Origin of the sequence: Microbacterium canaveralium, from assembly GCF_047238045.1 — a bacterium.
In the GTDB taxonomy this organism is placed as follows: domain Bacteria; phylum Actinomycetota; class Actinomycetes; order Actinomycetales; family Microbacteriaceae; genus Microbacterium.
Genome location: NZ_JBDFMA010000003.1, coordinates 1361108 through 1379491, shown reverse-complemented (window position 1 = coordinate 1379491; position 18384 = coordinate 1361108). Strand labels below are relative to the sequence as shown.

Genomic DNA, 18384 nt, shown 5'->3' with positions numbered 1-18384 from the left:
GTGGCCGATCGCGCCCTGATCGCTCCCACGAACGGACACTTCCTTGGACCTCTTCGCCCTGCCGCCGTTGGCGGCCCTGCTCGACCTGACCACCCAGGGCCTCCTCGCCCTGACCGCCCTCCTCTCCCCCGTCGCCGGCGGCGCGGCCGCGGCGCTCGCCGTCCTCCTCGTCACCGTCGTCGTCCGTGCCGCGCTCATCCCCGTCGGGGTGTCGCAGGCCCGCGCGGAGCGCGACCGCGCACGCCTGGCCCCACGACTGCGCCTCCTGCGCGAGCGGTGGGGCAAGAACCCCGAACGCCTGCAGCGCGAGACCCTGCAGCTCTACCGCGACGCCGGGGTCTCACCGACCGCGGGATGCCTTCCCGTCCTGGCCCAGGCCCCGGTGGTCGGTCTGCTGTACGCCGTGTTTCTGCACGCGCAGGTCGGCGGCCACGCCAACGCGCTGCTCGCGCAGACCCTCTCCGGCGTGCCGCTGGGGACGAGCCTGCTCGCCGCCGTCACCGGAGGAACGGCGGATGCCAGGACGCTCCTCCTCCTCTGCGTCGTCGTCGCCGTGATCGCCGGGGCGGGCGAGCTGACCCGGCGCTTCCTCCGGCCGGCGCAGGACCCGGCCGCCCCGGCCTGGACCGCGTGGATCGTCACCACCCTGCCGTTCACGACCGCGGTCGTCGCCCTCTTCGTTCCGCTCGCCGCGGGCCTGTACCTCGCCGTCACGACGGTGTGGACGTTCGGGCAGCGTCTGATCCTCCGGAGGTTCTACCCGATCGAGTGACGGACGGCATCCCACCGGGGCGCATGGACGGCGTTGAGCGCCGCCATGGCCAAGACGAGCAGGGCTGCTCCCGCCGGGAAGAGCATCGCCGTCTCCACCGACCCGCGTTCCGCCACGGCGCCGGTGACGGCGGAGGAAAGCGCCTGGGCGAGGGTCAGCGCCGAGGCGAGCAGCGTCATCGTCGTGGCGGTGCGTCCGGCCGGAGCCCGGTGTCCGGCGAGGCTGAACAGGGTCACGAGCGACGGCCCGACGCCGATGCCCATGAGGCACAGCACCGCCGTCACCGTGGTCACGGATCCGCCCACCGAGTAGGCCCCCGCGGAGGCGAACAGCACGATCGCGAAGGCCACGAGGCGCCATCGCAGCGGGAACCGCGCCGGGAGGACGGCCACCGCAAGCGCGAGCACCGCGGAACCGACGCCCATGACTCCGTACAGCAGGGCGCCGGCCTCGGGGGCGCCGCGGGCCTCCATGAACGCCGTGAGCGAGGTCAGCGTCGAGCCGAAGAACGCGCCCACGCCGAACACCGCCACCACGAGCATGAGCATGCGCGGCTGCAGCAGGTCGCGGGCGGGCGCCATGGCGCCGCGCTCGGCCGCGATCGGAACCACCCGCCCCGTGGGGTGGAGCGCGAAAGCGGTGACGAACACGAAGCTGAGCGCGGCCGCCGCGACGATCGGCGCCCACGGCGCGATCACAGCTGCGAGCACGCCGACGACGAACGGCCCGATGACGAACGCCGTCTCATCTGCGGCGGATTCGTACGCCATCGCGCGCGAGAACGTGCGCTCCCGCCGCTCGGGGACGACCCGCGCGCCGATCAGCGCCATGACCCGGCTGCGCGACATCGCCGCCGTCTGCGGACCGGTGAGGCCGATCGCGACGGCCGTCGCGAGCACAAACCCGTCGGCGGCCGGCGAGCCCACGACGACCGGGAAGACGGCGAGAAGGATGCCATTGGCCAAGCCCGTGGGAACGAGCACGCGCGATTGCCCGAAGCGGTCAGCGAGATCACCGAGGATGGGGCCGGCGACGACCACGCCGACGCCGACGGCCGCCGAGGTGAGGCCGCCGAGCGCGACCGAGCCGCGCACCGACACGACGAGGGCCAGGACACCGACCGTCATCATCGCGAACGGCAGCCGGGCGACGAACGCGACCGGGAAATACCAGAAGCCCGTGTGGTGGATCAGGGGGCGGTGCGTGGCGGTCGGGACGGGGTGGTGCATGGGGATCTCCGGAGCAGGGGGCGGTGCCGCCTTGCCGGTCCGGTAGGTAGATGCACGAGGTGCGGCGGGCGAACCCGCATCTCGATTCTACCGAACCTCCGCGCGCGTCGGCCTAGGAGACGAGGGCGGCGATCGCCCCGATCACCGATGCGAGCGCCAGCACGAGGGCGATCGCGATCAACACGGTGTGCACGATCAGGAACGCGGTGGGCTTGCCCGCGGCGTCGCGGGCCCGCGGGTCCTTCGCGATCCGCGGGTAGAACCGCGGCCAGACGACGGCGTTGAAGACGGCGTTGGCGAACAGCAGGACGATGAGGAGCGGTTCCACCCCTCGAGCCTACGCGTGGGGACCGGAATCAGATCGCGCAGGAGATGCAGCGTCGCGCGGTCGGACGCACCTCCAATCGCGCATCCGCGATCGGCTGGCCGCACACCTCGCACACGCCGAAGGTGCCGGATGCCACGCGCTCGCGCGCCGCACGGATCTCGTCTCGCTCCTCGCGCGCCTCGCGTGAGAGCGCATCGACGTGCGCCCACTCGCCCGACAGGGTCGAACCTTCGGGATCGTGCTCGTCGTCGGCCGTAGCATCCGCCCGATCGAGACGCAGGCTCTCGGCGTCGGCGGTCAGGTGCCGCAGCCGACGGCCGGCGGCGCGGTCGAGCTCGTCGAGCAGCGCGGTCGCACGGGCGGCATCCATCCCTTGACGGTACCGCGGACCATCGACACGGGCGCGGGGCTGGATCGCTCGCGGCCCAACCGACACGATCGGTGCATGGCTGCTCTCACCAAGAATTGGACCCCGCTCGCGGCGGCGTTCCTCGTGCTGTCGATCCTCGGACTCGTCGGTACGTGGACCTTCAACGTCCTCGCGGTGGTCCAGATGGCCGACTTCTTCGGCGACCTCGTATCAAGCGGCCCCGCCGTGTCGTCGATCACCGTCGACCTGCTGGTGGTCGCCGTGGCCGGCAGCGTGTTCATCCTCGTCGAGGCACGTCGCCAGGGCATGCGGCACGCGTGGGTCTACGTCGTGCTCTCCGGGCTCACCGCGTTCGCCTTCACGTTCCCGCTCTTCCTCGCGATGCGGGAGCGGAGGCTGACGGCCCGCCGCAGGGCGTGAGTCGCCAGGCGTGAGCCGCCAGGCGTGAGTCGCCAGGCGTGAGTCGCCAGGCGTGAGTCGCCAGGCCTTGGCGCCCGCAAGAGATCCTGCGCGACGGACCCTGGCGACTCACGCCGGTGTCGTCAGCCCTTCAGGCCGGCGCGCAGTCCCTCGATGAGCGGCGTCGTCGGGTGACCGATGACCCGGGCGAGCGTGCCGTCGGTCTGCGACAGCACACCCCGGGCGATCGCGTCGTCGATGCCGGCGACGAACGCCGCGGTTCCGGCATCCAGCCCCGCCTGCTCCAAGCCCGCGGCGAGCTGCTCGACCGACACGGCCTGGTACGCGACATCGCGCCCGAGCACCTCCGACGCAGCGGCGGCGAGCGCGTCGTACGTCCACGCGACATCGCCGGCGAGCTCGAGGGTCTGACCGCGCAGGTCGTCGGTGGTCAACGCGACGGCGGCCGCTTCGGCGTAGTCGCGGCGGTTCGCGCTGGCGACGTGCCCGTCACCGACGGCGGCGACGATGACGCCCGAGTCCGCGGCGCGAGAGACGGCGTCCAGGTAGTTCTCGTTGTACCAGTTGTTGCGGAGGATGGTGGCATCCACTCCCGACTCGGCGATCGCGCGCTCCGTGGCGAGGTGATCGGCACCGAGCGCGTACTCGATCTCGTCGACGCGCGGGGCGCTGGTGTAGACGAGGCGCTCGATGCCCGCGGCCCGCGCAGCCTCGATGACGTTGCGGTGGCCGGTGGCGCGGTCCGCGTCGGTGCCCGAGATGAGCAGAACGCGTGTGACGCCCTCGAGCCCGGCGGTGAGGGTCTCGGGACGGACGTAGTCGAACTCGACGACGCGGATGCCGCGCGCGGCGATGTCCTCCGCCTTGGCGGGCGTGCGGACGCCGGCGACGATGTCGGATGCCGGGACGCCGCGCTCGAGGAGGGCGTCGAGGACGTGTCGTCCGAGGTGGCCGGTGGCGGCGGAGACGAGGAGGGTCATGGGGTGTCCTTTCGTTGGTACGTCGAAACCAACGCGTCTCGGAGGGGCACATTCCGGAATGACGGTACCCACTTTGTGGTTAGGTACTCACGTGGTGGTGAGTCTTGCGGAAATCCGCGCCGAGCGTCCCGAAGTTTTCACGGAGGGATGTCCTACTCCGACGGTCCTCGACCACGTGATGGGCAAGTGGGGCGTGCTGGTCCTCGTCGGCCTGTCCGACGGGACGCAACGCTGGGGCGAGCTCCGCCGCAACATCACGGGCATCAGCGAGAAGATGCTCGCCAGCACCCTCAAGACGCTCGAAGCCGACGGCCTCGTCCGGCGCACCGCCTACCCGGAGGTGCCGCCTCGGGTGGAGTACGCCCTGACCGACCTCGGACGTGACCTCATGGAGCGAGTCCTGCCGCTCATGGAATGGGTCGCCGACAACGCCGCCGGCATGCTGGACCGGCCGTCCTGAGCGCCGGCGCGTCCTACGCTCGATTCATGCGCCTCCCGCTGCGACTCCCGAGCGAAAGCCTGAGCTTCCGTTCCGCGCGCCGCGGACCGTTCCTCCAGGTGGCGAAATCGGCGGTGGCGATGATCGCCGCCTGGATCGTCGCCGACATCCTCGTGCCGGGTCCTCCGCCGATCTTCGCCGCGATCGCGGCGGTGCTGGTCGTCCAACCGAGCATCAACCAGTCGTTCACGCGCGCCGTCGAGCGGAGCGTGGGCGTGATCGTCGGCGTCGTCATCGCGTCCGTGCTCGGCATCGTTCTCGGCTCCCCGACGTGGGTCATCCTGCTGGCCGGCGCCATCTCCCTCCTCGTCGCGTGGGCCCTGCGGATGTCGCCCGGCGCCACCAACCAGGTCGCGATCAGCGCGGTGCTCGTCTTGGCCCTCGGGACGGCCACACCGAACTACGCGCTCGACCGCGTCGTGGAGACCGTGATCGGAGCGATCATCGGCATCGTGGTGAACACCGTGCTGGTTCCACCGGTGCTCGTCCCGCCGGCGCGCCAGAAGCTCGACATCCTCGGCCGTGAACTCGCCGCGGCCCTGGAACGTCTCGCCGACGCCCTCGAGACCCCACAGACCCGCGAGTCGCTCGAGGGGCTCCTGCTCGAGGCGCGCCTGCTGCGCCCCGTCCGGGATGCCGCAGCCGAGGCGATCCGCGACGGGGCGGACTCCCTCTCGCTCAATCCGCGCAGCTCGCGTCACCGTGCCGACCTCGCCGAGATGCAGGCGCGGCTGGATCGGTTCTCCCCGGTCGTGACGCAGGCGATCGGGATGACGCGCGCCGTCTACGACGGCTACACGTCGTCCATCGTCGAGGATCCGTCCGTCCGGGCCATCGCCGAGCAGTTGCACCGCGCGGCGCACGACGTGCGCCTCGACTTCTCGCTCGACCCGGGCACCGAACGCGAGCCGGTCGCCGAGGAGCCCGCGCTGACGCGGCCCCTGCAGATCCGGACGCCCTCGCCCGAGCACTGGGTCCTGATCGGCTCGCTGCTGATGGACCTCCACCGGATCCACGAGACGCTTCGCGACGAATCGCCCTGAACGGCCGCGAACCCGGCCGTGACGACCCCGGTCCCCCGCAGCGCTGGTTGACTGGAGCCATGGGTACCGCGATGTTCCCGTTGGGAGCCGTTCTCTTCCCCCACACGCCGTTGGCGCTGCGGATCTTCGAAGAGCGCTACCTCGTCATGCTGGGCATGCTGCTCGACGAAGCGGACCCGGAGTTCGGCGTCGTCCTCATCGAGCGCGGCACCGAGACCGGTGGCGGCGACCAGCGTTTCGCGCTCGGCACGATGGCGCGGCTCAGCCATGTCGTGCCGCAGGCCGGGCAGATGTCGATCGTCGCCCGCGGGGCCGAGCGGTTCGAGATCGTCGAGTGGCTCGACGACGCCCCCTATCCGCGGGCCGAGGTGCGTCCCCTCCCGGATCTCGAATGGAACGACGCGCTCGCGCCCCTCCTCGAGGAGGCCGAACGCATCGTCCGCCGCGTCCTGGGACGTGCTCGGGAGTTCGGTGCGACACGATGGGACCCCGAGGTGGAGCTGTCGGAGGAGCCGCTCGAGCGCGCTTGGCAGGTCGCCGCGATCGCCCCGCTCGGGGAACTCGATCAGATGCAGTTGTTGCGCTCGCCCACGATGGGCGGACTGCTGCGCGCCACCATCGACCTCACGATCGCGGCCGAACCTCTGCTGGGCGACCCGATCCCCGACGGCGTCATCGTGGTCGTGGACGATCCCGATGACGACGTCGAGGACTGAGTCCCCTCAGTTCAGCGCGCGCACCGACGACGGGATGACCCCGTCGGCGTACAGGTCGATCGCGAGGTCCTGCAGAGCGGTGAGTGCGACACGCTGGGTCTGCGGGCCGTAGGAGATCCGCGCGACGCCGAGGGCTTCGTATTCCGCCGCGGTGAGCGCGCCCGGGACGCCGATGACGCTCACCTTGCGTTCCCCGATCCCGTCGACGAGCCGCCGGGTGGAGTCCGCATCGAGCAACCCCGGCACGAAGACAGTGGTGGCACCGGCGGCGAGGTAGGCGCGGCCGCGCTCGATGGCATCCGTCAGCTTGTCCTGCAGCGGACGGTCGCCGCCCTTCAGGACGGCGTCCGTGCGCGCGTTCAGGACGAACGGGACGCCCTCGGCCTGCCCCGCGGCGATGATCGCTTCGACGGCAGCGACCGAATCGGCGAGCGGCTGCATGCGGTCCTCGACGTTCGCACCCACGACGCCCACGCCGATGGCGCGGCGGACGGTCTCGCCCGGGTTGCCGTACCCCGAGTCGAGGTCGGCCGAGACGGGCACATCGACCGCGGCGACGATGCGCCCGACCATGTCGAGCATGAGATCGAGCGGGATCTTCTCGCCGTCTTCGTACCCGAACGTCGCGGCGATCGAGTGACCGGCGGTCGCGAGAGCGCGTGTCTGAGGAAGGTCGGCGACGGCGCGGGCCGACACGACGTCCCATACGTTCACCACCCGCAGGATCTCGGGCGCGTGGTGCAGGGCGGCGAGGGCCTCGACCTTCGGGGACAGGGCGGTCATTCGTTCTCTCCTTCGGGGATGTCGGTGAGAGCTTCGGCGATCAGCGTGTCGCCCGCACCGAAACGGATGAAGCGGCCGATCGTGGCCGGCTGCAGGAGGGTCGCCGCCACGACGGCCGCCACATCCGCGCGGCCGACCTCGGCCTTCCCCTGGGGCGCCGTGGTGATGCGCCCGGTCGGCGGGTCGAGCGTGAGGGTGCCGGGGCCGAGGATCGTCCAGTCCAGGTCGCTCGCGCGGAGGTGATCGTCGGCCGCGAGCTTGGCGTCGGCGTACGCGAAGAAAGGGTCGTCCCGAGGGATGCCATGGTCCGGCGTCGAGCCGATCCACGACACCATCACGAACCGCCGCACACCGGCCCGGCTGGCCGCGTCGACCGCACGCTGCGCGGCGTCGCGGTCGACCGCGTAGGTGCGTTCCGCCGAGCCACCGCCCGCACCGGCCGACCACACCACGGCGTCGGCGCCGTCGAAGGCCGCGGCGAGATCGTCGACCTCAGCGGTCTCGACGTCGAGTACCAGCGGCTGACCGCCCGCCTCCTCCACGTCGGAGCGGTGATCCGGGTTGCGGACGACAGAGATCGCCTCGTCTCCGCGTTCGGCCAGCAGACCCGCCAGATGCAGGGCGACCTTGCCGTGCCCACCGACGATCACGATGCGTTCCATGTCACTGCCCTCCGACCTTCTCGACCGACATCTTCAGGATCACGCGCTGCGCCCGGTCGGGCGGCGCCTGCTGCGCGGGGTTGCCGTAGCGCTGTCCGAGGCGCACGTAGAACGCTCCCTCGGGATCAGCGACCTCGTCCACCAGGCGTCCGCGCACTTCGATGTAGCGGTACGGCTGATCGGGGTCGAAGACCATGAGGCTCATCGACGGGTTCGCCTGCAGGTTGCGATACTTCTGCCGCGTCGTCGTGTGGGTGAAGAGCAGATGTTCGCCGTCGAACTCGAACCACATCGGATTGACCTGCACCGATCCGTCGGGACGAACGGTGCCCAGCGCACCGTAGTTCGGATTCTCGAGCAGATCGCGAAGCGCATCGGGGATCATGTGTGTCCTCTCATCGGGTGTCGATTCGCGAGCCTACGCACCGCCTCCGACACCGGAGCCGGGCTTGACGTGCTCAGCCGACGTCACCGTCGACGTACACCCAGCGGCCTCCACGGCGCGTGAACCTGCTCCGCTCCGAGAGCACACCCTGCTCCCCCGCGCGCCGCCACGATGCGCGGAACACGACCACCGCGGCATCCCCGTCCTCGAGCGCCTCATCGACGACGAGCCCCTCCCAGACCGCGTCGTCGTCGAGATCGATCTCGGTCGGCCGGGTACGCGGATGCCACGTCCGGACGAGGTGGTCGGCGTCGCCGACCACGAAGGAGGTGTACCGCGACCGCATCAGGCGTTCGGCCGACGGCGCCGGGACGCCGTCCAGGAGCGGCCCACAGCATTCGCCGAACACCGCGCGCCCGCACGGGCACGGGGCGGAGGCGGAGGGGCGGAGGGGTCGGGCACCGAAGGACACCCCGACACTCTAGGCACTCCACACGGCGAGCAGCGTGCGCACTGTCGCCTCGTACTGCGCGCGGTCGAAACGAAGCGTGACGGGCGGGGTGGTGGACGTCACGCGCTCGTCCCCGAGACCAGTCTGATATCCGATGTCGCGCCACTCGACGATCTCGCCGTCGACATGCACGTCGACGGTCAGAGCCCCGCACGCGAGATCGCCGCACTGCGGACAGAACAAGACGGCCACGCGGTCGTCGATGAAGGACACCCACGGGTCCACGCCCGAGACGTCCTCGCCGAGGAGCGCACGCAAGCTCCCGATGACGAAACTGTCGCCTCTGAGATCGTCGTCCAGGAATGTCACTTCGTCGACCGTTACCCCTTCCGGGAAGAGGACCACTTCCCGAAGAGGGACGCCATCCACCGTCCAATCGAGAATCCGCCGTGTCGATGGAAGACGGCGTCCGATGCGGCGCCGCACACGGGGCCCGAAGTCCGAGCGCGGGAACTCTGCCCAGCGCACGCCGAGGACCGCGAGTGTCGAAACCGCTCCGGACATGATCGAAAGCCTATTGGTCGGGTCAGCCCTGAAAGAAGGCACCGATGCCACTGCCCAGCCGCACGTCATCACTACCCTGATGACATGGCATCCCGTCCGGAAAAGCTGCTCCTCCTCGACACCGCGTCGCTGTACTTCCGCGCGTTCTACGGCGTCCCCGACAAGGTCAAGGCCGACGACGGCACGTCCGTCAACGCCGTGCGGGGTCTGCTCGACATCATCGCCAAGCTCGTCACGACCTATGAGCCGACGCGGCTCGTGGCCTGCTGGGACGATGACTGGCGGCCGGGGTGGCGGGTGGATCTGCTTCCGACGTACAAGGCTCACCGAGTCGTGCAGACCGTCGACGGCGCGCCCGACGTCGAAGAGGTCCCGCCCGCGCTGACGGCGCAGATCCCGCTCATCCGCGAAACGCTCGAAACGCTCGGTATCTCGATCGTCGGCGCCGCCGACCACGAGGCGGACGACGTCATCGGCACACTCGCCACCCACGCCGACGCCCCCGTCGACATCGTCACCGGCGACCGCGACCTGTTCCAGCTCGTCGACGACGAGCGCGCCGTGCGGGTCATCTATACCGCCCGGGGAATGAGCAACCTCGAGATCATCGACGACGCGGCCGTCCAGGCGCGCTACGGAATCCGCGCGAGTCAATACGCCGATTTCGCGGCCCTGCGGGGTGACCCCTCCGATGGGCTGCCGGGTGTCCCGGGCATCGGCGAGAAATCTGCCGCGGCGCTGCTGGCCGCGTCCGGCGACCTCGGCGGCATCCGGGCCGCCGCCGCCGACGGCACCGCGGGAACCCCCGCCCAACGGGCCAAGATCCTGGCCGCCGGCGAGTACCTCGACGTGGCGCCGACGGTGGTGCGGGTCGCGCGCGACCTCGACCTCGTCCCGACCGATGACCGCATCCTCGTCGACGACGCCCGCGCCGAGGCAGCCGCGAAGTGGGCCGAGCGGTGGAACCTCGGTACGTCGATGACCCGAGCCGTCGCGGCCCTGCGCCGCTGACGTCAGCGGTCGCGCGCGAGCCACTCTCGCAGCCGGTGCAAAGGCCACGTCGTGATGATGCGTTCGGCCGGCACGCCCGCCGCCTCGGCGCGGGCCGCGCCATGATCCAGCAGCGACAGCTGGCCCGGCGCGTGCGCGTCCGAGTCGATCGAGAACAGGCATCCCTCCGCCAGGGCGAGGGCGAGAAGATCGTCCGGCGGGTCCTGGCGTTCGGGACGCGAGTTGATCTCGACGGCGACCCCCGACGCCGCGCACGCCGCGAACACCGCTCTCGCGTCGAACTCCGATGGCGGGCGTGTCCCGCGTGAGCCCTCCACGAGTCGCCCCGTGACGTGGCCCAACACATTCACCCGCGGATTACCGACCGCCGCGACGAGGCGACGCGTCATCGCCGGCGCCTCCATGCGCAGCTTCGAATGAACGGATGCCACGACGACATCGAGCTCGCGAAGCAGGGCGTCCTCCTGGTCGAGACCGCCGTCATCCAGGATGTCGACCTCGATGCCCGTCAGCAGCGAGAAGCGATCGTCCGAGAATCCGCGCACGATCTCGATCTGCTCACGCAGCCGCTCGGGCGACAGCCCGTTGGCGACGGTGAGCCGAGGCGAGTGATCCGTCAGCGCGAGGTACTCGTGCCCGAGCCGCCGCGCGGCCTCGACCATCGGCTCGATCGGCGTCAGTCCGTCCGACCAGTCGCTGTGGCTGTGCAGATCGCCGCGGAGCGCCGCCCGCAGTTCTCCCCCGCCGACCACCCCAGCCGCCGCGCGCAACACCGCCAAGCGCTCGGGCACACCGCCGTCCAGCGCCTCGCGGATCACCGCGAACGTCGAGTCCCCGATGCCCGGACGCCGGCGCAGGCCCGGATCGCGCAGCTCCTCGTCGCTCAGTCCGTCGATGGCCGCGGCGGCCGTGCGGAACGCCTTCGACTTGTAGCGCGACGATCTCTCCCGCTCGAGCAGGTACGCGATCTCGGTGAGCGCGTCGAGCGGGTGCATGTTCAGCCCGCCAGCTCGCGGGTCGTCGCCACCCACTCGTCCAGCTTCTTCAGCGCGCGACCATCGTCGACCGCCGCCGCCGCGTCGGACATGGCCTCGGCGATGCGCTCCAGGATCGGGCGCTGCACCTCGGCGGCATCCTGGAACAACCGGTACGACACGAGCCCCGCAGCCGCGTTGAGCAGGACGATGTCGCGCACGGCCCCGGTTTCGCCCGCGAGCGTCCGTCGCACGACCTCGGCGTTGTGATCGGGCGACCCACCGAGCAGGTCGTCGATGTCGGCCAGGGGGATGCCGAGATCCCGCGGATCCAGATCGTGCTCGTGCACGTCGCCCCGGCTGATCTCCCAGATGCGGCTGTGCCCGGTCGTCGTGAGCTCGTCGAGTCCGTCGTCGCCGCGGAACACCAGGGCCGTCGCCCCGCGCGTGCGGAAGACTCCCGTGATGAGCGGGACCCGGTCGAGATGCGCGACCCCGACCGCGTTGGCCTCGGCGCGGGCAGGGTTGCACAGCGGACCGAGGAAGTTGAACACCGTGGGGACGCCGAGCTCGGCACGCGTCGGGCCCGCGTGACGGAATCCCGGGTGGAATGCGGCGGCGAAGGCGAACGTGATGCCGGTGCGCTCGAGAGTCGCGGCCACGGCGTCAGGGTCGAGGGTCAGCGCGATACCGAGGGAGGACAACACGTCGGAGGATCCGGAGGCCGAGCTGGCGGCGCGGTTGCCGTGCTTGACGACGGGGACTCCGGATGCCGCAGCCACGACCGCCGCCATCGTCGAAACGTTGACGGTGCCGTAGCGATCGCCGCCGGTGCCGACGATGTCGAGGACCTCCGCGCGGACGGGCAGCGGGACGGCGGCCTCCAGGATCGCGTCGCGGAACCCGACGATCTCCTCGACCGTCTCGCCCTTCGCGCGCAGCGCGATGAGGAAGCCGGCCAGCTGAGAGGGTGTCGCCTCACCCGCCATGACGCGACGCATCGCCCATGTCGACTCCGACACGCTGAGGTCGCGGCCCTCCAGCAGAGAGGTGAGCAGATCGGGCCAGGTGAAGGGTTCCGCCATGCCACGATCCTTCCACACACGGCGTGTCGTCCTCGGTCGTGGGGCACGGTTGGAGAACCCGTTCCGCACCGGGGATTCCTTGCGGATTCTTAGGTATCCCTAAGTCTCGACGATGGAATAACTCCAGCGGGAGATGGGAATATCGCCGCGTTGGATCCCGCATAATGGGATGGTGACGACCCCAGCGACGTACTCCCAGGCCGTGCGTGCCGTGAAGCGGCCCGATCCGGTCGCCGTCGGCACCATCGTGTGGCTGGGCAGCGAAGTCATGTTCTTCGCCGGCCTGTTCGCGATCTACTTCACTCTGCGCAGCACGTCCGCGCCCCTGTGGGCCGAAGAGACGCAGCTGCTCAACGTCCCCTTCGCGACCGTCAACACGATCATCCTCGTGCTGTCCTCGGTCACGTGCCAGATGGGCGTCTTCGCCGCCGAGCGGTACCAGCCGTACCGCACCGGCAAGCGAGTCGGTCTGGCCAAGTGGGGAATGGTGGAGTGGTTCTACCTCACCTTCATCCTCGGCGCGATCTTCGTGTCGGGTCAGGTGTGGGAGTACGCGACGCTGGTGACCGAGGGCATGCCCATCAGCGCCAACCCCTACGCGTCGGCCTTCTACCTGACCACCGGCTTCCACGCCCTGCACGTGACGGGCGGCCTCATCGCCTTCCTGCTCGTGATCGGCCGGGCGTACGCCGTGAAGAACTTCGGTCGCAAAGAGATGACCACCTCGATCGTCGTGTCCTACTACTGGCACTTCGTCGACGTCGTCTGGATTGCACTGTTCTTCGTCATCTACTTCCTGAAGTAAGAGAGCTGTACCCCACATGGCACGAGAGAAGAAGCCGCGTCGCTCCAACGGACGCCGCAGCCCCCTGGCCGCCGCCGCGTTGATCGGTATCGGTCTGCTGCTGACCGGCGGCATCTACGCCGGCGCATCGGCCGCTATGGCCGCGACCGACACCCCCACGAGCGCCTCCAACTCGGCCAGCACGGTCGACGAGGGCAAGAAGCTCTTCCAGGCCAACTGCGCGACCTGCCACGGTCTCGACCTGCAGGGCAGCCAGCAGGGGCCCTCGCTGTTCGGCGTCGGCGAGCTCTCGGTCCACTTCCAGGTGTCGACCGGTCGCATGCCGCTGCAGGCCCAGGGCCCGCAGGCTCCGCAGAAGCCGGTGCAGTTCACCGACGAGCAGATCAACGCGATCGCCGCCTACGTGCAGTCCGCCGCTCCCGGGCCGACGTACCCATCCGAGGAGATCGTCGACGGCGAGGGCGATGTGTCCCACGGCGCCGAGCTGTTCCGCATCAACTGCGCCATGTGCCACAACGTGGCCGGCGCCGGCGGCGCTCTCACCGAGGGCAAGTGGGCGCCCGACCTGCACACGGTCACCCCGGTCAACATGTATGCGGCGATGGTCACCGGTCCGCAGAACATGCCGGTCTTCAACGACCTCAACCTCACGCCCGAAGACAAGCGCGACGTCATCTCGTACCTGATGTTCCTTCAGAAGTCCGAGTCCCCCGGCGGGTACGCACTCGGATCACTCGGTCCGGTCTCTGAGGGTCTGTTCATCTGGATCTTCGGCATCGGGGCGCTCATCGCGCTCACCGTGTGGATCACGGCGAAGTCCAACTGATCGTCGTCATCGACATTACGTAACGTACGAGGAGCACCATGGCACACGAGGAAGACGCACTCGAGCACGAGAGGGCTTCATGGAAGCCCGGCTCCGGGCTCGCCGTCGCGGTTCCCGACCCCGTGCAGAACCCCGGTATCCCGGGGCACCGCCAGCGCATGACCGATCAGGACCCGCAGGCGATGAAGCGTGCGGTCCGCACGGTCTACACGCTGTTCTACTTCTCGGTCGCGGCGAGCATCTGGGCGAGCATCGCCTATATGATCTTCCCGATCGAGTCGGGCGCGCTGATCGACATCCGGTACAACAACCTCTTCATCGGTCTGGGCATCGCGTTCGCGCTGCTGGCGATCGGTATCGGCGCGATCCACTGGTCGAAGTCGGTCATGTCCGACAAGGAGCACATCGAAGACCGCCACGCGACGCGTGGGCGCGATGCGACCCGCGAAGGTGCGATCAACGCCTTCGTCGAGGCCGACAAAGACTCCGGTTTCGGTCGGCGTGAGATCATCCGCAACTCGATGTTCGCGGCGCTGCTCGCCTCGGTGATCCCCGGCATCACGCTGTTCCGCGGTCTCGCCCCTCAGGACGTCGACCCGGTTGAGGCGCTCAGCCACACCATGTGGAAGGGCGGCATGCGCCTGGCGCACGACCCGTCCGGACGGCCGATCCGCGCCGCCGACGTCACGCTCGGCTCCGCGTTCCACGTCATCCCCGAAGAGCTCGCGGGCCTCGGCCACGACGAGGGCTATCTCGAGGAGAAGGCGAAGGCGATCGTCCTGCTCATGCGTCTGCAGCCCGAGCAGCTGAACCCCGAGACCAACCGCATGGACTGGACGTACGACGGCATCGTCGCGTACTCCAAGGTCTGCACGCACGTCGGCTGCCCCGTCGCCCTGTACGAGCAGCAGACCCACCACCTTCTGTGCCCCTGCCACCAGTCGCAGTTCGACGTCGCCAACGGAGCGGCCGTCATCTTCGGCCCGGCCGCCCGTCCCCTGCCGCAGCTCCCCATCTCCGTCGACGCCGAGGGCTACCTCGTCGCGCAGAGTGACTTCGAAGAGCCCGTCGGCCCCAGCTTCTGGGAGCGCTCATGAGCACCGCCACCCACCCCACGGAGAACGTGACCACTGAACCGGCGGTCTACTCGGGCCCGCCGAAGGCAGACCTCAACGGCAAGCCCCTCGGTGGTCGGTTCGTCGGCGCCGCCGCGAACTACCTCGACGAGCGCACGAGCATCTCGGGCATCGTCAAAGAGCTCGGTCGGAAGATCTTCCCCGACCACTGGTCGTTCATGCTGGGCGAGATCGCCCTGTGGAGCTTCGTCGTCGTCCTGCTCTCGGGCACGTTCCTGACGTTCTTCTTCCAGGCCTCGATGGTCGAGACGCACTACAACGGCGCCTACGAGCCGATGCGCGGTATCGCGATGTCCGCGGCGATGGAGTCCGCGCTGCACATTTCGTTCGATCTCCGCGGCGGCCTGCTCGTCCGTCAGATCCACCACTGGGCCGCGCTGGTGTTCGTCGCCGGTATCGGCGTGCACATGCTCCGCGTGTTCTTCACCGGCGCCTTCCGCAAGCCGCGCGAACTGAACTGGGTCGTCGGCTTCATCCTCTTCATCCTCGCGATGGCCGAGGGCTTCACCGGATACTCCCTCCCCGACGACCTCCTCTCGGGTAACGGTCTCCGCATCATCGACGGCATGATCAAGGGTCTCCCCCTGATCGGCACATGGACGTCGTTCCTGCTGTTCGGCGGCGAGTTCCCGGGCACCGCGATCGTCGGGCGCCTCTACACGCTGCACATCCTGCTGCTGCCGGCGATCCTCGTGGCGCTGCTGGCCGTGCACCTCATGCTGATGATCATCAACAAGCACACGCAGTTCGCGGGCCCGGCTCGGACGAACAGCAACGTCGTGGGCTACCCGATCCTCCCGGTGTACGCGTCCAAGATGGGCGGGTTCTTCTTCATCACCTTCGGTGTGATCGTGCTGATCGCCGCGCTGGTGACGATCAACCCGATCTGGAACTACGGTCCGTACGACCCGTCCCCGGTGTCGGCCGGTACTCAGCCCGACTGGTACATCGGCTTCGCCGACGGCATGCTGCGCCTGATCCCGCCGCACCTCGAGTTCGTGCTCTGGGGCCACACCTGGTCCTGGAACATCATCATCCCGGTCGGCGTGCTGGGTCTGTTCATCGTGCTCGTGCTGATCTACCCGTTCATCGAGGCGTGGATCACCGGTGACAAGCGCGAGCACCACATCGCTCAGCGCCCCCGCAACGCCGCCACTCGCACGGCCATCGGCGCCGCCGGTGTCACGTTCTACGCGGTCATGTGGGCTGCCGCCTCGTCCGACATCATGGCGACGCACTTCCACCTCACGATGGAGGGCGTCATCCACGCCCTGCAGGCGCTGCTCATCGTCGGCCCGATCATCGCGTACTTCGTCACGAAGCGCATCTGCATCGCGCTGCAGAAGAAGGATCGCGAGATCGCGCTGCACGGCTACGAGTCCGGCCGCATCGTGCGTCTCCCGGGTGGCGAGTACATCGAGGTCCACCAGCCCGTGGACGAGTACGAGCGCTGGAAGCTGGTCGACAACGAGACGTACGAGCCTCTCGTGGTGCGGCCGAACGCCAAGGGTCAGATCTCGGCTCTCCAGAACTTCCGCGCTTCGGTGTCGCGGTGGTTCTTCGAAGACCGCCTCACTCCGCTGACGCAGGCCGAGCTCGACGCCGCGGTGGCTCACCAGCACCACGAGCTCGACCACATCGACCACGAGGAGACCGACGAGATCGCCGGTGCGAATGCTCGGGCCGATGCCGAGGGCCGGCCTCACATGGCAATCGGTGAGCGCGTCGAGGTCGAGCTCCCCGCCCCGAAGGGCCTGGGTGAGCAGAACCCGCCTCACGGCGACAAGAGCGAGTAGTCATCACGACGGAACCCCGGTGCTTCGGCATCGGGGTTCCGTCGTTCTCGGGTTCTTCGCGACGGGATGCCGAACTGGCAGGATGCCGTGGCTGAGTGGCATCCCAGGCACTCCCCCGCCGGGGGACGCAGCTCTACCGTGGTGCCATGAACGACGCCGAGAGCTACTTCTCACACCGACTCGCCTTCGAGACGGATCCCTCCGACGTCTATGCTGCACAGCGGGCGGGCGACTCCTTCGTCCTGGTCGACGTCCGCGGTGACGACGCGTGGGCACAGGGACGCATCACCGGCGCGGTCCACATCCCCTATCGCCAGATCGCCGATCGCGCCCCGAGTGAACTCGATCGCGAGATTCCAGTGGTGGTCTACTGCTGGAGCCCCGGATGCAACGCAGGCCAGAAGGGCGCCCTCGAGTTCGCCCGGCTCGGGTACCAGGTTCGCGAGATGATCGGCGGGTACGAGTACTGGGTGCGCGAAGGCCAACCGTACGAGAACGATGAGGGTCCGCTCGAGCGCGTCTTCGACCCGACCGTGATGGTCGTCCGGCGCTGAGGAGAGCCGCCCCGAGCTCTGGCCTAGGCTGACTCAGTGGTGCATCCTCCCCTCGAACCTTTCACGACAGGCTTCCTCTCCCGGCCCGACGGCGCCCGGTTGTACTGGGAGGCATCGGGCAACCCCGATGGACGCCCCGCGCTCTACCTGCATGGCGGCCCGGGCGGTGGGCTCGGTCGGGGTGGCTACCGTCGACACTTCGATCCGACTCGGCACCTCATCGTGGGAATCGACCAGCGCGGATGTGGACGCAGCACCCCCTGGGCATGCGACCGCCTCGACACGCTCGAGACGCAGACCATGACCCACCTCATCGCCGACATCGAAGCGGTACGCGAGCATCTCGGCATCCACGAGTGGTTGCTGCACGGCGTCTCGTGGGGATCGACGCTCGCGCTCGCGTATGCGCTCGCACATCCCGAGCGGGTGACGGAGATCGTCAACCTCGCGGTCACGACTGGCGGGCGGACCGAGATCGACTGGATCACCGACGGCATGAGACCGGTGTTCCCGGAGGCGCATGAGCACCTGCGAGAGCCTCTGCGCCCGGACGAGCGGACCATCGAGGGATACGCCCGCCTCCTGCGCGACGCCGACCCCGCGGTGCGCACGGATGCCGCGGAGCGGTGGGATGCATGGGAAGCCACACATATCTCGTTGGGGCCCCTCGCCACCCCCGGGCCGCTGCACGACGACGCACGGCACCGTCTGAACTTCGCCACGCTCGTGACTCACTACTGGGCGAACGACTGCTTCCTGCCGGGCGAGAACGCGGTCATGGCTCGCGCTCATCGACTGGCCGGGATTCCCGGAGTCCTCGTGCACGGACGACGTGACATCAGCGGCCCCGTCCTCACGGCGTGGGAACTGCATCGGGCCTGGCCGGGAAGCCTCCTGCACGTCGTCGAGGAGGACGGGCACGGTGGGCCCGCTAGCGTCGAGATCGCCACCCGGGCGATCGACGACTCCGCCACGCGCGCCAGCGCGGTGTGAGT

At 69.4% G+C, this 18384-nt stretch carries 23 protein-coding genes; 12 read left to right on the top strand and 11 right to left on the bottom strand.

Features of this window, described 5'->3' with window-relative positions:
- The first annotated feature begins 43 nt into the window (after positions 1 to 43).
- A complete protein-coding gene (locus ABC271_RS07495; protein WP_412924272.1) occupies positions 44 to 772 on the top strand; it encodes a YidC/Oxa1 family membrane protein insertase in 729 nt (242 codons plus the stop codon).
- On the opposite strand, the gene ABC271_RS07490 is transcribed toward ABC271_RS07495, so the two are convergent.
- The 3 genes from ABC271_RS07490 to ABC271_RS07480 all read right to left on the bottom strand — a co-directional run bounded on the left by ABC271_RS07490 (position 757) and on the right by ABC271_RS07480 (position 2699).
- On the bottom strand, positions 757 to 2001 hold the full coding sequence (locus ABC271_RS07490; protein ID WP_412924271.1) for an MFS transporter: 1245 nt from the start codon (positions 1999 to 2001) through the stop codon (positions 757 to 759). The genes ABC271_RS07495 and ABC271_RS07490 overlap by 16 nt on opposite strands.
- A gap of 112 nt (positions 2002 to 2113) precedes the next feature.
- Positions 2114 to 2329 (bottom strand): SCO4848 family membrane protein, encoded by a 216-nt coding sequence (locus ABC271_RS07485; RefSeq protein WP_412924270.1) that lies wholly within the window; start codon positions 2327 to 2329, stop codon positions 2114 to 2116.
- Between the two features lie 28 nt (positions 2330 to 2357).
- Positions 2358 to 2699: a TraR/DksA family transcriptional regulator gene (locus ABC271_RS07480; RefSeq protein WP_412924269.1), complete on the bottom strand. Its 342-nt coding sequence runs from the start codon at positions 2697 to 2699 to the stop codon at positions 2358 to 2360.
- A gap of 75 nt (positions 2700 to 2774) precedes the next feature.
- Here ABC271_RS07480 and ABC271_RS07475 point away from each other — a divergent pair, with 75 nt between their 5' ends.
- A complete protein-coding gene (locus ABC271_RS07475) occupies positions 2775 to 3119 on the top strand; it encodes a DUF2834 domain-containing protein (RefSeq protein ID WP_412924268.1) in 345 nt (114 codons plus the stop codon).
- Positions 3120 to 3241: 122 nt separating this feature from the next.
- Here the strand turns inward: ABC271_RS07475 and ABC271_RS07470 are convergent, their stop codons facing one another.
- Positions 3242 to 4099: an SDR family oxidoreductase gene (locus ABC271_RS07470; RefSeq protein ID WP_412924267.1), complete on the bottom strand. Its 858-nt coding sequence runs from the start codon at positions 4097 to 4099 to the stop codon at positions 3242 to 3244.
- 91 nt (positions 4100 to 4190) lie between these two features.
- Between ABC271_RS07470 and ABC271_RS07465 the strand changes: the two genes are divergently transcribed.
- From ABC271_RS07465 to ABC271_RS07455, 3 genes are read left to right on the top strand one after another with little or no spacing between them, the layout of a single operon-like run.
- The gene (locus tag ABC271_RS07465) at positions 4191 to 4559 is read left to right on the top strand and encodes a winged helix-turn-helix transcriptional regulator (protein WP_412924266.1); all 369 of its coding nucleotides are present in this window, start codon (positions 4191 to 4193) and stop codon (positions 4557 to 4559) included.
- 26 nt (positions 4560 to 4585) lie between these two features.
- The gene (locus ABC271_RS07460) at positions 4586 to 5641 is read left to right on the top strand and encodes an FUSC family protein (RefSeq protein ID WP_412924265.1); all 1056 of its coding nucleotides are present in this window, start codon (positions 4586 to 4588) and stop codon (positions 5639 to 5641) included.
- 59 nt (positions 5642 to 5700) lie between these two features.
- Positions 5701 to 6357, top strand: coding sequence for an LON peptidase substrate-binding domain-containing protein (locus tag ABC271_RS07455; protein WP_412924264.1), 657 nt, complete (start codon positions 5701 to 5703; stop codon positions 6355 to 6357).
- A gap of 6 nt (positions 6358 to 6363) precedes the next feature.
- Here the strand turns inward: ABC271_RS07455 and ABC271_RS07450 are convergent, their stop codons facing one another.
- The 5 genes from ABC271_RS07450 to ABC271_RS07430 all read right to left on the bottom strand — a co-directional run bounded on the left by ABC271_RS07450 (position 6364) and on the right by ABC271_RS07430 (position 9007).
- Positions 6364 to 7140: an isocitrate lyase/PEP mutase family protein gene (locus ABC271_RS07450; protein WP_412924262.1), complete on the bottom strand. Its 777-nt coding sequence runs from the start codon at positions 7138 to 7140 to the stop codon at positions 6364 to 6366.
- Complete coding sequence (locus ABC271_RS07445; RefSeq protein WP_412924261.1) at positions 7137 to 7802, bottom strand: SDR family oxidoreductase; 666 nt, start codon at positions 7800 to 7802, stop codon at positions 7137 to 7139. Before ABC271_RS07445 ends, ABC271_RS07450 begins: the two co-directional genes overlap by 4 nt.
- Position 7803: 1 nt before the next feature.
- A complete protein-coding gene (locus tag ABC271_RS07440) occupies positions 7804 to 8187 on the bottom strand; it encodes a PPOX class F420-dependent oxidoreductase (protein ID WP_412924260.1) in 384 nt (127 codons plus the stop codon).
- Positions 8188 to 8260: 73 nt separating this feature from the next.
- Positions 8261 to 8659: a YchJ family protein gene (locus tag ABC271_RS07435; RefSeq protein WP_412924259.1), complete on the bottom strand. Its 399-nt coding sequence runs from the start codon at positions 8657 to 8659 to the stop codon at positions 8261 to 8263.
- Between the two features lie 9 nt (positions 8660 to 8668).
- Entirely contained in the window at positions 8669 to 9007 is a 339-nt protein-coding gene (locus ABC271_RS07430) for a hypothetical protein (RefSeq protein ID WP_412924258.1), read from the bottom strand.
- A 279-nt stretch (positions 9008 to 9286) separates the two neighbouring features.
- On the opposite strand from ABC271_RS07430, the gene ABC271_RS07425 reads away from it, so the two are divergent.
- Positions 9287 to 10213, top strand: a complete 927-nt coding sequence (locus ABC271_RS07425) for a 5'-3' exonuclease (protein ID WP_412924257.1) — start codon at positions 9287 to 9289, stop codon at positions 10211 to 10213.
- A 2-nt stretch (positions 10214 to 10215) separates the two neighbouring features.
- On the opposite strand, the gene ABC271_RS07420 is transcribed toward ABC271_RS07425, so the two are convergent.
- Positions 10216 to 11208, bottom strand: coding sequence for a PHP domain-containing protein (locus ABC271_RS07420; RefSeq protein WP_412924256.1), 993 nt, complete (start codon positions 11206 to 11208; stop codon positions 10216 to 10218).
- 2 nt (positions 11209 to 11210) lie between these two features.
- Entirely contained in the window at positions 11211 to 12272 is a 1062-nt protein-coding gene (trpD, locus tag ABC271_RS07415; RefSeq protein ID WP_412924255.1) for an anthranilate phosphoribosyltransferase, read from the bottom strand.
- Positions 12273 to 12441: 169 nt separating this feature from the next.
- Between trpD and ctaE the strand changes: the two genes are divergently transcribed.
- From ctaE to pip, 6 genes are all read left to right on the top strand, one after another.
- Positions 12442 to 13077 carry an aa3-type cytochrome oxidase subunit III gene (gene ctaE, locus ABC271_RS07410; RefSeq protein WP_412924254.1) on the top strand — a complete coding sequence of 212 codons (636 nt, stop codon included), beginning with the start codon at positions 12442 to 12444 and terminating at the stop codon, positions 13075 to 13077.
- A 16-nt stretch (positions 13078 to 13093) separates the two neighbouring features.
- Complete coding sequence (gene qcrC / locus ABC271_RS07405; protein WP_412924253.1) at positions 13094 to 13903, top strand: cytochrome bc1 complex diheme cytochrome c subunit; 810 nt, start codon at positions 13094 to 13096, stop codon at positions 13901 to 13903.
- A gap of 38 nt (positions 13904 to 13941) precedes the next feature.
- A complete protein-coding gene (gene qcrA, locus ABC271_RS07400; protein WP_412924252.1) occupies positions 13942 to 15000 on the top strand; it encodes a cytochrome bc1 complex Rieske iron-sulfur subunit in 1059 nt (352 codons plus the stop codon).
- On the top strand, positions 14997 to 16835 hold the full coding sequence (gene qcrB, locus ABC271_RS07395) for a cytochrome bc1 complex cytochrome b subunit (RefSeq protein ID WP_412924251.1): 1839 nt from the start codon (positions 14997 to 14999) through the stop codon (positions 16833 to 16835). Before qcrA ends, qcrB begins: the two co-directional genes overlap by 4 nt.
- 146 nt (positions 16836 to 16981) lie before the next feature.
- Entirely contained in the window at positions 16982 to 17389 is a 408-nt protein-coding gene (locus ABC271_RS07390) for a rhodanese-like domain-containing protein (RefSeq protein ID WP_412924250.1), read from the top strand.
- Between the two features lie 36 nt (positions 17390 to 17425).
- Positions 17426 to 18382 (top strand): prolyl aminopeptidase, encoded by a 957-nt coding sequence (gene pip / locus ABC271_RS07385; protein WP_412924249.1) that lies wholly within the window; start codon positions 17426 to 17428, stop codon positions 18380 to 18382.
- The last annotated feature ends 2 nt before the right edge of the window (positions 18383 to 18384 follow it).